This window comes from Stenotrophomonas sp. 10L48 (assembly GCF_056395105.1).
Window position 1 is genome coordinate 211211 of record NZ_JBFTIX010000001.1, and the last position, 13295, is coordinate 224505.

The 13295-nt window shown below is 66.0% G+C and carries 10 protein-coding genes; 3 read left to right on the forward strand and 7 right to left on the reverse strand.

Annotated elements, in window-relative coordinates:
- Positions 1-5: 5 nt before the first annotated feature.
- The 3 genes from AC1DCU_RS01190 (at position 6) to AC1DCU_RS01200 (ending at position 2647) form a co-directional block, all read left to right on the forward strand.
- Positions 6-1436 carry an XVIPCD domain-containing protein gene (locus tag AC1DCU_RS01190; RefSeq protein ID WP_313445672.1) on the forward strand — a complete coding sequence of 477 codons (1431 nt, stop codon included), beginning with the start codon at positions 6-8 and terminating at the stop codon, positions 1434-1436.
- A 64-nt stretch (positions 1437-1500) separates the two neighbouring features.
- On the forward strand, positions 1501-2277 hold the full coding sequence (locus AC1DCU_RS01195; protein ID WP_032976287.1) for a HipA family kinase: 777 nt from the start codon (positions 1501-1503) through the stop codon (positions 2275-2277).
- The gene (locus AC1DCU_RS01200) at positions 2255-2647 is read left to right on the forward strand and encodes a DUF3037 domain-containing protein (protein WP_025876936.1); all 393 of its coding nucleotides are present in this window, start codon (positions 2255-2257) and stop codon (positions 2645-2647) included. The genes AC1DCU_RS01195 and AC1DCU_RS01200 overlap by 23 nt, the downstream gene beginning before the upstream one ends.
- A 4-nt stretch (positions 2648-2651) precedes the next feature.
- On the opposite strand, the gene AC1DCU_RS01205 is transcribed toward AC1DCU_RS01200, so the two are convergent.
- From AC1DCU_RS01205 to mtnA, 7 genes are all read right to left on the reverse strand, one after another.
- Positions 2652-3035, reverse strand: coding sequence for an energy transducer TonB (locus AC1DCU_RS01205; RefSeq protein ID WP_032976288.1), 384 nt, complete (start codon positions 3033-3035; stop codon positions 2652-2654).
- A 46-nt stretch (positions 3036-3081) separates the two neighbouring features.
- Positions 3082-3705: a DUF4952 domain-containing protein gene (locus AC1DCU_RS01210; RefSeq protein WP_442252044.1), complete on the reverse strand. Its 624-nt coding sequence runs from the start codon at positions 3703-3705 to the stop codon at positions 3082-3084.
- A gap of 24 nt (positions 3706-3729) precedes the next feature.
- Complete coding sequence (locus AC1DCU_RS01215) at positions 3730-5361, reverse strand: peptidoglycan-binding protein (protein WP_442252045.1); 1632 nt, start codon at positions 5359-5361, stop codon at positions 3730-3732.
- A gap of 47 nt (positions 5362-5408) precedes the next feature.
- Positions 5409-6497: a lysozyme inhibitor LprI family protein gene (locus AC1DCU_RS01220; protein WP_442252046.1), complete on the reverse strand. Its 1089-nt coding sequence runs from the start codon at positions 6495-6497 to the stop codon at positions 5409-5411.
- 120 nt (positions 6498-6617) lie between these two features.
- Complete coding sequence (locus AC1DCU_RS01225) at positions 6618-9143, reverse strand: membrane-bound PQQ-dependent dehydrogenase, glucose/quinate/shikimate family (RefSeq protein WP_478013517.1); 2526 nt, start codon at positions 9141-9143, stop codon at positions 6618-6620.
- Positions 9144-9273: 130 nt separating this feature from the next.
- Positions 9274-11988, reverse strand: a complete 2715-nt coding sequence (gyrA, locus tag AC1DCU_RS01230) for a DNA gyrase subunit A (RefSeq protein WP_223495620.1) — start codon at positions 11986-11988, stop codon at positions 9274-9276.
- Positions 11989-12222: 234 nt separating this feature from the next.
- On the reverse strand, positions 12223-13287 hold the full coding sequence (gene mtnA / locus AC1DCU_RS01235) for an S-methyl-5-thioribose-1-phosphate isomerase (RefSeq protein ID WP_032976294.1): 1065 nt from the start codon (positions 13285-13287) through the stop codon (positions 12223-12225).
- Positions 13288-13295 lie beyond the last annotated feature (8 nt).

Genomic DNA, 13295 nt, shown 5'->3' on the forward strand with positions numbered 1-13295 from the left:
GCACCATGCCTACGCTTTCAGCGGATACGGAACGCCTGCTGACCGAATTTGCAGGAAAACCCGATGTAACGACCGATCAGGTCGACAACCTTCGCAAGGCCATTGCCAATTCTCCGGCGCTGGCAACCCAGGTCGACTTGGCCATCACCGCCGGTCATCTGCAGCGCTTTGAGCTGCTGCCTGCCGACAGCAGTGTGGGCGGCGAGTACGACGGCGGCGCAAAGACGATCAGCCTGCCGGCATCCAGTCTGTCCACACCAGCGGGGGACAGGCACGACGCGGCAGAGCTGACCTTCGTACTGGGCCATGAGCTGCAGCATGGGTTCAATGATGCAGCGACCGAACGGGCCTATAAGCAGTTTGATTCCGATATTGCAGACATTGCCGCACGCGATTCGACCCACGACTACACCCAGGCCATCGGCACCCTGCTCGCAGCCAACCGGCGCGACGAGGCATCGGCGAACATCGAGGGCTGGAATGCGCTGGTCGGCATGGTCAAGACCGCCAAACCGGACGCCACGCTGGAAGATCTCTACAAAGCAAGTACCCGTGCAGAGGAGTTCGTGCGCGTGCAGCCCGGCCCGCCGATGACCTATGCCGCGCATCCGGACCTGACGCTCAATGCAGACCTGAGCATGACCGCCACTGCCGCCAACATCGAGGGCATGGGCAAGCACTACTACGACGAAGGTGTGTCGTCGCGGCTGGGTCCCAACGGCAATTCGGATTACCAGAACTACTACGCCACCGATGCCATCGGCCGCGCCTGCAAGGAAGAGGCCAAGAACCCCGCACCCGATGGCATCAGCCGGATGTCGGTGAACATGGCACAGCTCGGCCTGCAGGAAAGCCTGCTGGAACAGAACGGTCTCTCTCTGGGTAAAGGCACTCCACCACGGCAGCCCTACTTCGATACCAGCACCTCGCCGTCCACGCTGCACTATTTCGACCACACCGAGGGCACCTACGCCCACGTGCCCATCACTGCACAGGCAACCACACCCGTGCCGACCGAAGCGCAGGCTGCGCCGTTGGCGGGTGGCAACGACCGTGCCCTGCACGATCAGATCCGCGGCAAGGTGGCAGAGCTGGATGCCGCCAACGGCCGCAGCTTCGACGCCTCCAGTGAACGACTGAGCGCAAGCCTGCTGGTACTGGCCCGCGAGAACGGCCTGGACCGCGTGGATCATGTGGTGCTCAGCCGGCAGGCAGGCGATGTCGCTGCGGCGCAGAACGTGTTCGTGGTGAAGGGCGCGCTGGATGATCCTGCGTCGCTGCGTGCATCGGCAGCCACGGCCGAAGCCGCGCAGCGGCCGGTGCAGGAAAGCCTGGACAGCCTCGCCCTCGTCAACCAGCGCCAGGCCGACCACGCCTCGCAGGAACAGACGCGCCAGCAGGTGCAGGAACAGCAGCGCAGCGCGTTGTCGCACTGACGTCAGGGACAGCGCCGGGCACCACCCGGCGCAACCCAAGCATGGGCCACGCTAGAATGCACCCATGCGTACCGTCCATGCCCTCCGCTATATAACCCCCTTGCGGGAAGGTGGCTCGCTGCCTGCCGTGGTCGAGACCGACGACGACGGTATGGCGGTGCTCAAGTTCCGTGGCGCTGGCCAGGGGCCCAAGGCGCTGATCGCCGAGCTGATCGCAGGCGAGATGGCACGCGCGGTGGGCCTGCCGATTCCGGAGATCCTGTTCGTCGAGCTGGACAGCGAATTCGCCCGCACCGAGCCCGACCCGGAGATCCAGGACCTGATCCGCGCCAGCGAGGGCCTGAACCTGGGTCTGGATTACCTGCCCGGCGCGATCAACTACGACCCGGCGGCGATGCCGGTGGACGCCGACCTGGCCTCGCGCATCGTCTGGTTTGATGCATTCACCAGCAACGTCGATCGCACCACGCGCAATCCGAACCTGATGGTCTGGCACCGCAAGCTGTACCTGATCGACCACGGTGCGGCGATGTACTTCCATCACGACTGGGCCAACGCCGGCGATGCCTGCGAGAAGCCCTTCGTGCTGATCCGCGACCACGTGCTGCTGTCGTTCGCCAGCCGCATCGCCGAGGTGGATGCCGAACTGGCCGCGCGCCTGCCGGATGCGGAAATCGAGCGCATCGTCGGCCTGGTGCCGGACAGCTGGCTGGTTGATGAGCCGGCCTTCGACAGCCCGCAGGCTTACCGGCAGGGCTACATCAACTACCTGAAGCATCGCCTGAAGGTGCGTGCGGTGTTCGTGCAGGAGGCCATCCGTGCCCACGCTGCACACGTATGACTATGCCGTCATCCGCGTGGTACCGCGGGTGGAACGCGAGGAGTTCATCAACGTCGGCGTGATCGTGTCCTGCCCGGGCGCACGGCACCTGGAAGCGGCAATCGAGATCGATGCCGCGCGCCTGCACGCCTTCGCGCCGGCGCTGGATATTGAAGCGCTGCAGCCGTGGCTGGATGCCATCGTGGCGATCTGCCGGGGCGATGCCGGCGCCGGCCCTATCGCGCAGCTGCCTGCGCGCGCGCGCTTCCATTTCCTGACCGCCAAGCGCAGCTCGGTGGTGCAGATGTCCAGCACACACGTAGGCCGCACGGCGGACCCGGCGGGCGTGGTCGAACACCTGATGGCAAAGATGGTTCGGGTACCTGCCTAGCGCACTACTTGCCACCGCCCCAGCGTGCAGTCATTTCGCTGCGGATCGGCGTGCGCTCGGTGTTGCTGTCCGTCGCCGTGAAGCGCATCGCCTTGACCGCATTCAACGCCCAGCCACTGAAGGCCGTCGACGGCTTGGCCTCCACCACCTTTACGTCATACGTCCGGCCGCGCTTGTTGACCGAATAGGCCACGGTCACCTCCTCCGCGAACGGCACACGGCCGGGGTCGACATTGAGTTGTGGGCGGAAGGTGCCCTCCACCGGCTTCCAGTACGTCAACGCTTCGGCCTGCGGCAGCTGCAGCGGCTCGGGAGATGCGGCGGTGGCGACCTGGCTCAGTGCCAGGGCAAGCGTGATGGCAGCAACACGGAGCAGCATCGGGGGCATGGTTGTCATTCCTTGTACGCCAGTGGTTGGTTTCAAGCGTACGCCATCAGGGGCCTTTGCGGTTCACCGCAACGGTTACCGTGAAGTAGGGAATCGCGCTCCACTGCGTGCGCGGATGGTGCAGCGATTCCACGCCCATGCCGATCTGGTACTTCACGCTGCCCGGCTGCTCATGCCAGAAATAAGGCGCGCCGCTGCTCCAGCCACAACATACATATGTCAATGACGGCATGCCAAAGGTCTGCTGCAGATAGGCTTCGATCTTCGCCGCCGAGGCACCGCTGACGCGATACCGCGCTTCCATCGGCTGGATGTAGGAATCGTCGTCCTGCGTGCAGCCTAGGTATTCCAGCTCGGCTGGTTTGCGTCCCATCGCCTGCAGGAAATCCTGGCAGACGGTGTCGGGGCGGGCCAGGCCTTCGGAGCGGCCGTGCAGTTCCCACTCTGCGATCGCACTGGTAGGCGCCTGCGCGCTGGCAGTGACGGCGCTGCCGATCAGAAGCAGCAGCCCAGCACTGCTTCCGAGGCGGACGAAACAGGAGGCAGACAGACGCAACAGGGTGATGGCAGATCCTCCGTGGGCGTGACGACATGCCATCGTAATCGACTGGCGCAGCCACCCGGTGCGAACGCTTCGATCAACGCTCCCCCGCAGCAGCGACGGACCCACAACGGGCACGTCGCTGTTGTCGGCTCAGGCCAATGAAGGCCCGCGGTTCTCGTGCTGGCGGCTGTCGAGGGCGAGTTGCTGCTCACGCTGCCGATGGTCACCGGCCAGATCGCGCACCATGTCGTCCATCGAGCGCGCGGGCTGCGCCGTATCCACACTGGCGCGCTCACCGGGAATCAAGCCGGCGACCCACAGGCGATCTCCGGCCATCATGACCCGGTCGACGCGCCCGGCATCGTCGATACCGTTGCGCTTGGACTCCAGCACGGCCTGCATGACGTGCTCATCGCCAATGGTTCCGGGTACTCCCTGGCGGATGCGCTCGAACAACGCTGCATCCCTGGGCGACAGCGAATCCACGCCACTGCGCTGTGGCAGCGGTTCCTGCGTGGCCGGGCCAGCGACCGGTGGATTCGCCGCAGCCTGCTGCCGCGCCTGTACCTGCTCCGGCTGGAACTCCGCCCGCGTATAGGGCGGACGCTGTGGCGGCCAGTTCTCTGCTCGGTCGAATTCGGTGGTGGGGGCAAACTCGCGCGCCACCGCTGCATCGTTCAACTGCCGGCGCGCATCTTCATCGATGGTGTTGCCCGGGCGCAGGGGCAGGCCGTAGTCCTGCTGGAAATTGCGCATGGCCGCCTGCATGCCGGCATCAAACGTGCGCGCCTCGCGCTCGGCACGTGGGTTCGGTTCGGCAAGGTACCCCAGCTCCTCCAGCTGGCGGCGCATCTCGAACACCGGCTCGCCCTTCTCACCTGGGCGCAGGTTACCGTCGGCCAGCGGCCCGGTCAGATCGGTCACCGTCCGGCGCTTGAAGTCCGGATCGACCGCCAGCGTGTCGGTGCGCATGCGCTCCAGCAATGCATCGTCGATGCGACCATTGGCCGGACTGATGCCCCGCTCGGTCTGGAAGCGGCGCACGGCCTGCTCGGTGGAAGAACCGAAGTCCCCATCGGGCTTGATCGCGGCATTGGCGTTGTTGCGGATGTCCAGCCGCTGCAGGTACTGCTGTGCTTCCAGCACCTTCTGGTTGGCATCACCACGGTGCAGGTCCATCGTCCCAGCGGGCCCCTGCTGGATCGGCACCGGCATCTGGAAGCCCGGCTGCTGAACGCGCTGGACCAGGCCGGCGACCTGCGATTCCCATCCGGTGGCCAACGTGGCGATGGCGTCCGGATAGGGACTGTCGTTGTTCAACTCACCGCCATTGACCGAGGCTCTCGCCTGTCGGTAGTCGACATGGCTGGCGTTGACGTTGTCGGACAGCCGCGCGCCGAACATGCCATCGCGCATCCCCACCACCAGCACCTTGGTGGCGATTTCCGCTTCGGCCGCCCGCTCCGGGTGCTCGACCAGCTCGCGGCCCATTCCCAGCGCCTCGCCCAGCCGCTCGTAGTTGTTGACGTGGGTAAGGTGGGCAAAACCCCGGCCGAAATACTCTTCACCGCCGAAGTAGCGCAGATCCACTGCCTGCTTCCTGCCCCAGTCTTCCTCTGGCGCGGCGAAATTGCGCGATTCGTGCTGCGCCGTGGCCAGCACGTAAGCAATCTGCCGGTGATCGGTAACGCCATTGTCGATACAGGTGCGGACGATCATCTCGACCGACTGGTCCCGGGTCAGGCCGAAGCCTGACCCACCCTTTCCATAGCCTTCGCTCATCCTTCAGCTCTCCAGTTCCGGAACGCATCCATTCGTCAGGGAAGGACCTACTTCAGCAGGTCCGATTCAGTAGGGACCTGGCCCCTGCAGGTGTCATAGCGGCGCATCAGCAGCGTGCGTGGTTCGGTTCCGCGCAGTTGGATGACCTTGTCTTCCCGCTCGCACGGGCTTGCCTTGCCGCGCAGTACGAACCGGCCGTTGTCGATATGGTCGATGTCACGTCCACCGATGGCCGCTTCCAGTGCCTTGGCACGCACATAGCGATGGCCCTTGGCATCAAACAGGTAGAACGCGTGGACGGGAACGTTGTAGACACCGTTGTTGTCCTGCCATACCTGCAGGTCTGGCAAGCCATCGCCGTTGAAGTCAGAAGCGGTCAGCAGCATGGCGGCCGCAGCATGGGCATTGGCACCGGCGCGGGTCAGGCGTGGCTGCATGTCCGTGACGGCCACCTTGCGGCCGCCACGGGTCACGCCCATGCTCCGCACCTGACAGGTCATCACGTTATCGGTGCCGCTGCAGTCGGCCACCTGGAAGACCACCTGCAGCGCAGGCGTGATACTGCCCTCGCCGGGCTGCAGGACGATCCTGCCCTGCCTATCGGGTTCGCCATCTGCGGTATGAGCGGCGACCTGCGTGGGTGCCGGGGCCGCCTTGGCTTCAGCAACCAGGGCCGCCGCACCACCGCCCTGCAGCTGGCGGGCACGCAGCAGAGTCATGTGTATACGGCACTGCTGCGAATCCAGTTGGGCAGCGGCATTGCCACCTTCCGGGCAACGACGGTCACGCTGGCGCAGCCATTGCCGCTGCAGATCGCGCAGTACCTGCTGATCATTGGCCGTCATCGTGGAGCGCGCCGCGCTGTAGGCGGCGTTGAGCGCATCGTCGTGAGCCTTGAATTCAGCGTCGACACAGCGACGACGAGCGTCCAGCGCCGTGCCCGCATTGGCCATGCACGGCGCATAGGCGGGGCTCAGGTAGCGCACATCGCCGGCGATCAGTTCGGCACCGCTGGGCAGCTTGCGTACGGTGGGCGGGAGCGAGGCCTGTGCCGATGCCCACAGGCAAGGGCCAAGCAGAAGCAGCCCAGCCAGCAACCGGGTGGCACGCCCCGGCAGGCGTTCTGAGTTCAGCATGCGATTCCTTCCGTGGGGCTTGGCCAGCCCCGTCCTGTTCCGATGATGGATCCTGCACGCTCACCCACGCAACTTCAGCGACAGCGGTCACATCACGCATGCCGGCCTCGGAGCCGGACGCTATTCCGGCAACGCATACGCCATCACGTAATCCCCGGCCGGCGTCTCCATGAAATGGTGCCCGCCAGCCATGATGACCACGTATTGCCGCCCGCCCTGCTCGTACACCATCGGGTTGGCCTGGCCACCGGCTGGCAGTTTGGTGTGCCACAGCTCCTTGCCGGTCTTCAGGTCGATGGCACGCAGCAGGTCATCGGTCGCTGCGGCGATGAAGATCAGGCCGCTGGCGGTCACCACCGAACCGCCATTGTTCGGCGTGCCGATTTCAATGGGCAGGCCGGAGCGGATGCCGAAGGGGCCGTTGCCACGCGCGCTGCCGAACGGCCGGTCCCACAGCAGCTTGCCGCTGCGCAGGTCGATCGCACGGATACCGCCATAGGGCGGCTGCTTGCACAGCAAGCCAGTGAACGGCAGCCGCCAACCGGCGTTGACGTCGATGCCATAGGGCGTGCCGACCTGCGGATCCCCTGCGCCTTCGGCACCGCCCTTGTCGGCGCGCATCTGCTCGCGCGGCAGCCAGCCCTTGCGGTCGGCTTCGGCGCGCGGCACCAGCCGGTTGTAGTTGGGCATGTCGTTGTAGTTGGCCACGATCACGCCACGCCGCGTATCGATGGCCACGCTGCCCCAGTCCGAGCCACCGTTGTAGCCGGGGTATTCGATGGAGTGGTGATCGCTGCTGGGCGGTGTGTAGAACCCTTCGTAATGTGCCTTGCGGAACTGGATTCGGCAGACCAGCTGGTCGATGGGGGTGATGCCCCACATGTCGCGCTCGGTCAGCGCGTCGTCGCGCCGCAGTGTGTGGTACAGCGAGAACAGCTGGGTGGCGGCGCGCTGCTCGGGCTCCACGCCGCCCTGTGGCACCTTGCGCTCCTCGGCCGGGGTCAGCAGCTGGCCGTTGCGACGGTCGAGGATGTACATGTCGCCCTGCTTGGTGGGCAGCAGGATCGCCGGCACCTTTCCCGATGCCGTCGGGTAGTCGATCAGGCTGGCCTGCGAACCCAGGTCGTAGTCCCAGACGTCCTTGCGCACGGCCTGGAAGTGCCAGACCGGCTTGCCGGTAGCCACATCGATGGCGACCAGCGAGGTCGCGTACCTGTTCTGGTTTTCGGTGCGCGAGCCACTCCAGTAGTCGCCTGCGGAATTGCCCATCGGCAGGTACACCAGGCCCAGTGCTTCATCGCCGGTAGCGGTGGTCCACATGTTCGGTGTGCCACGTGTGTAGGTCTGCTCGCGCGGTGGCAGGCCGCTGCGCTCGGGCTGGTCCATGTCCCACGCCCAGCGCAGCTTGCCGCTGATCGCGTCGTAGGCCTGGATGACGCCGGAGGGCGCGTCGCGGCGCTGGCCGTCCAGTACCTGGTGGCCGGTGACGACGACACCGCGGACGATCGCCGGCGGCGAGGTGATCGATACGTAACCCGGCGGCACCTCGCCCATGCCCAGGGTGATGTCGACCTGGCCGTTGTTGCCGAAATTCGCGCAGGGGCGACCGCTGTCGGCGTCCACCGCGATCAGGCGACCGTCCAGCGTGCCTTCGATGATGCGTGCGCTGCAGGCTGAGCGGCTCCCTGGCGCCGCGCTCCGGTGGGTGCGGGTCGGCGGCGGTGCGGGCAGCGCGAGATCGGCAGCCACGTCAGCGAGTGCGGCATCGGCGAGGGTCGGCGCGCTGGGCAGCTCGTAATAGGACACGCCACGGCAGGCGGCCGTGTACGGGATCGACGCATCCTTCACCTTCGGATCGAAACGCCATAGCTCCTTGCCGCTGCCGGCATCGAGGGCGATCAACTGATTGCGTGCGGTGCACAGGTACAACCGATCACCGATCTTCAGTGGCGTGGTTTCCGCACCCCAGCGCTTCTTCGGCAGGTCGCCGGTGCGGAACTGCCACGCCAGTTGCAGGGTTCCCACGTTTTCCGGGGTGACCTGCTGCAGCGGCGAATAGCGGGTGGCCGCATTGCTGCGCCCCCATGCCGGCCAGTCGCCCTCGGCCGGTTGGTCGGCAGGCTGCAGGCCGGTGGTGTCACGGGTGGGATCAAGCCCGGCGCTGACCGCCGGCTCGGGGAACGGCTGATGCCCGTCGACCACGCCATGCGGGGTGAACGCGAGGCCGAAGGCGGCCACGAAGACCAGCATCAGTACAGCGGCCACGCTGCGCGACAGCCGCCTGGGCACCGGCGCCTGCAGGGTCGGCGCCAGCAATGCCAGGACGATGCCGAGGGCGGTCACCAGGCCCAGCCGCGGTACCCAGCGCCAGTAATCGCTGCCCGACTCCCACCAGGTCCACAGCAGGCTGCCGATGAACACCAGTGCGTACAGCAGTGCACCGCTACGCCGATTGCCCCACAACAGGATGCCGCAGACCAGCAGGCCCAAGCCGGCGATGGCGTAGTACCAGGAGCCACCGAGGCTGAGCAGCCACGCACCAAGGCCGCCGATGACCAGGCCGAGCACGATCAGCAACAGGGCCAGCACGGTAACCAGAGGATGGCGGGGCGGAGGCGCGGAAGCAGACTGCGGCGTGGCGGACATCGTCGATCTCCGGGGGCAGCATGCGCCCTTATGCCACCGTCACCGTGAAGTGCGTGCGTATTTTCGACTGCAGACACGACGACGCCGGCACAAGGCCGGCGTCGTCGGGTACCTCAGCATCGCGGCAGGATCACTCCTGCGCGGCGTCCTCGCTGCTGGCAGCAGCCGGTGCGCCGTCGGTCGTGGCCGGGGCGGCGGCGGCCACCTCGTCCTCGTCCTCGTCGATCGAGGCATCCATGCGCTCCACCGCCTGCAGCTTCTCGTCCTTGGACAGGCGGATCAGGGTCACGCCCTGGGTGTTGCGGCCGACGCGGCTGATTTCCGAGCCACGGGTACGCACCAGGGTGCCGCCGTCGGAGATCAGCAGGACTTCATCGTCGGTACCCATCAGCACCGCGGCAACCAGCTTGCCATTGCGCTCGGTGGTCTGGATGCCGATGACGCCCTGCGTGCCACGACCCTTGCGCGGGTAGTCCGGCAGCGGGGTGCGCTTGCCGTAGCCGTTTTCGGTGGCGGTGAGGATGTAACGCAGGTTCGCGTCGTCGGCACCTTCGATCAGCGCATCGCCCGTGGCGATGGCCTCCTCGACACCGTTGTCGTCCTCGTTCTCGTCCTCGATGCCGCCAGCACTCTCGGCCACGATCAGGCTGACCACTTCCTCGCCGGCCGGCATCCTGATGCCGCGCACGCCGGTAGCGGTACGACCCATCGAGCGGACCTTGTCTTCACCGAAGCGCACGGTCTTGCCGTTGGAGGCGAACAGCAGGATGTCACGCTCGCCATCGGTCAGGCCGACGCCGACCAGCGCATCGCCCTCGTCGAGGTTGATCGCGATCTTGCCGCGGGCCAGACGGAAGGCGAACTCGCCCAGCGGGGTCTTCTTGACCGTACCGTTCTTGGTGGCGAAGAACACGAACTGGCCATCGGCGTACTCGCGCACCGGCAGCACGGCCTGAACGCGTTCGCCCGGCTCCAGCGGGATCCAGTTGATGATCGGGCGACCGCGGGCATTGGAACCGGCTTCAGGCAGCTGGTACACCGGCAGCCAGAACACCTTGCCCGAACTGGTGAAGGTCAGCAGCGTGTCGTGCGTGTTGACCAGCCACAGCTGCTCGATGAAATCCTCTTCCTTGGTCGACGCCGCGCTGCGGCCACGGCCGCCTCGACGCTGGGCGCGATAGGCGCTGACCGGCTGGCGCTTCACGTAACCGGCATGCGACAGGGTGACCACCACGTCTTCCGGGGCGATCAGATCAAGGATGTCCAGGTCTTCTTCGCTGTGGCGGATCTCGGTACGGCGCTCGTCACCGAACTCGGCCCGCACGTTGATCAGCTCTTCGCGGATCACCTGCAGCAGGCGATCGGGATCTTCCAGGATATGGATGAGCCCGGCGATCACTTCCAGCAGCTGCTTGTATTCCTCGGTCAGGCGGTCCTGCTCCAGCCCGGTCAGGCGGTGCAGGCGCATTTCCAGGATCTGGGTCGCCTGGATCTCGGTCAGCTGGTAGCCGCCTTCGATCAGGCCCACGCCCTTGGGCAGGTCATCGGGACGCGAGGCTTCGGCACCGGCGGCGCCGAGCATCGAACCGACCAGGCCCGGTTCCCACAGGCGCGCAAGCATGCGCTCGCGTGCCTCGGTGGGGTTCGGCGAGGTCTTGATCAGTTCGATCATCTCGTCGATGTTGGCCAGCGCAACGGTCAGGCCTTCCAGCACGTGGGCACGGGCGCGCGCCTTGCGCAGCTCGAACACGGTGCGGCGGGTAACCACTTCGCGACGGTGGCGGACGAAGGCCTCCAGCATCTGCTTGAGGTTCATCAACTGCGGGCGGCCGTCGACCAGCGCCACCATGTTGATGCCGAACACCGACTCCATCTGGGTCTGCTGGTAGAGGTTGTTGAGCACAACCTCGGCCGACTCGCCGCGCTTGATTTCGATGTAGATGCGCATGCCGTCCTTGTCGGACTCATCGCGCAGCTCGCTGATGCCTTCGATCTTCTTTTCCTTGACCAGCTCGGCGATCTTCTCGATCAGACGCGCCTTGTTCACCTGGTAAGGAATTTCAGTGACGATGATCGATTCGCGGCCGTTGTCGGCCACTTCGACATCCGCCTTGGCACGAATGCGCACGCGGCCACGGCCGGTGCGGTAACCGGCGATGATGCCGGCGGTGCCGTTGATGATGCCCGCAGTCGGGAAATCCGGGCCCGGGATGAACTCCATCAGGCCGTCGATATCGATTTCCGGATTGTCGATCAGCGCGATGCAGGCATTGATCGATTCGGTGAGGTTGTGCGGCGGAATGTTGGTCGCCATGCCCACCGCAATACCGGCCGAACCATTGACCAGCAGGTTCGGGAACCGGGTCGGCATGACCGTCGGCTCCAGTTCCTTTTCGTCGTAGTTGGGCTGGAAATCGACGGTTTCCTTGTCGATGTCCGCCATCAGCTCATGCGCGAGCCGCGACATGCGCGCCTCGGTGTATCGCATCGCCGCGGCGGAGTCGCCGTCGACCGAACCGAAGTTACCCTGGCCATCGACCAGCATGTAGCGCAGCGAGAACGGCTGTGCCAATCGCACCAGCGTGTCGTACACCGACTGGTCGCCATGCGGGTGGTACTTACCGATGACGTCACCGACGATACGTGCCGACTTGAAGTAGGGCTTGTTGCTGTGCGCGTTGAGTTCATTCATCGCAAACAGCACACGACGATGCACCGGCTTGAGGCCATCGCGCGCATCTGGCAGCGCGCGCCCCACGATCACGCTCATGGCGTAATCGAGGTAGCTCTTGCGCATCTCGTCTTCCAGGTTGACCTGGATGATTTCCTTGGCGGTTTCTGCCATTCGGGTTCCGTTGTCTGGTAGCGGTCCAGTCCGGCGCATCCACCCGGGGGTGGTCGTGCCGGAACCTCGATTCAACCGCTGGATTCTACCACACGGGGCCGTTTTCCGCCTGCCTTTACGGTGATTTTACCGGCACAAATCAGGAACTTAGGGGGTTGCCGGCCAGCGGCCGGCACTACCGGACGCCGGGGTCGGAGCCCTTTCCAGCGGAAAGGCACCCGCCCCCTGCCCGCGTCAGCCGCCGAAGGCAGCGCGCATGTTCTCCGCGGTCGGGTTCAGGATCACCCCCCGCTCGGTCACGATGGCATCGATCAGCTCGCCCGGGGTGACATCGAACACCGGGTTCCAGGCGGCGATGCCCTCGGCCACGGTGCGGGTGCCGCCCACGCCGTACAGTTCGCCCGGATCGCGCTGCTCGATCTCGATCTGGCTGCCGTCCACGGTATCCATGTCCACCGTCGAGGACGGCGCCACGACCATGAACTTCACCCCGTGGTGGCGGGCCGCGATGGCCAGCTGGTAGGTGCCGATCTTGTTGGCCGTATCGCCATTGGCGCAGATGCGGTCAGCGCCCACGATCACCCACTGCACCGCACCGGTCTTCATCAGGTGCGAGGCGGCCGAGTCGGCGATCAGCGTCGCGTCGATGCCGTCCTGCTGCAGCTCCCACACGGTCAGGCGCGCACCCTGCAACCACGGCCGGGTCTCACCTGCGAACACACGGGCGATGCGGTCCTGGGCCATGCCGGCGCGGATCACGCCCAGCGCCGTACCGAAGCCGGCGGTGGCCAGCGAGCCGGTATTGCAATGGGTCAACACGCCGCTGCCGGCCTCGATCAGGCCGGCACCGAGTGCGCCCATGTGGCGGTTCGCGGCCAGGTCTTCTTCGGCGATCGCTTGCGCTTCAGCCTCCAGCAGCGCCTTCCAGTCGGCACCGGCAGCGCTAAGGCAACGTCGCATGCGTGCCAGCGCCCAGGCCAGGTTCACCGCGGTCGGGCGAGAGGCATTCAGCCGCTGCAGCGCCGGTTCCAGCTGCTGCAGGGCATGCGCGCCATCGGCCGCCTGCACATCACGTGCGGCCAGCACCACACCCCAGGCGGCGGCGATGCCGATGGCCGGCGCACCGCGCACGGTCAGGGCGTGGATGGCGGCAGCCACCTCATCGCTGTCATGGCAGGCCACATGCTCGACCACGAACGGCAGCTTGCGCTGGTCGAGCAGTTGCAGGGCATCGCCGGTCCACAGGATCGGGCGGATGTGGTCGTAGCGGGCGTAGTCGAGGTCGGTGGCGGTATTCATGGCCCTAT

Bases quoted from the DNA above. Each gene is read 5' to 3' on its own strand.
- AC1DCU_RS01190 (WP_313445672.1), top strand. From the start codon at position 6: ATGCCTACGCTTTCAGCGGATACGGAACGCCTGCTGACCGAATTTGCA.
- AC1DCU_RS01195 (WP_032976287.1), top strand. From the start codon at position 1,501: ATGCGTACCGTCCATGCCCTCCGCTATATAACCCCCTTGCGGGAAGGT.
- AC1DCU_RS01205 (WP_032976288.1), bottom strand. From the start codon at position 3,035: ATGCCCCCGATGCTGCTCCGTGTTGCTGCCATCACGCTTGCCCTGGCA.
- AC1DCU_RS01215 (WP_442252045.1), bottom strand. From the start codon at position 5,361: ATGAGCGAAGGCTATGGAAAGGGTGGGTCAGGCTTCGGCCTGACCCGG.
- AC1DCU_RS01220 (WP_442252046.1), bottom strand. From the start codon at position 6,497: ATGCTGAACTCAGAACGCCTGCCGGGGCGTGCCACCCGGTTGCTGGCT.
- AC1DCU_RS01225 (WP_478013517.1), bottom strand. From the start codon at position 9,143: ATGTCCGCCACGCCGCAGTCTGCTTCCGCGCCTCCGCCCCGCCATCCT.
- gyrA (WP_223495620.1), bottom strand. From the start codon at position 11,988: ATGGCAGAAACCGCCAAGGAAATCATCCAGGTCAACCTGGAAGACGAG.
- mtnA (WP_032976294.1), bottom strand. From the start codon at position 13,287: ATGAATACCGCCACCGACCTCGACTACGCCCGCTACGACCACATCCGC.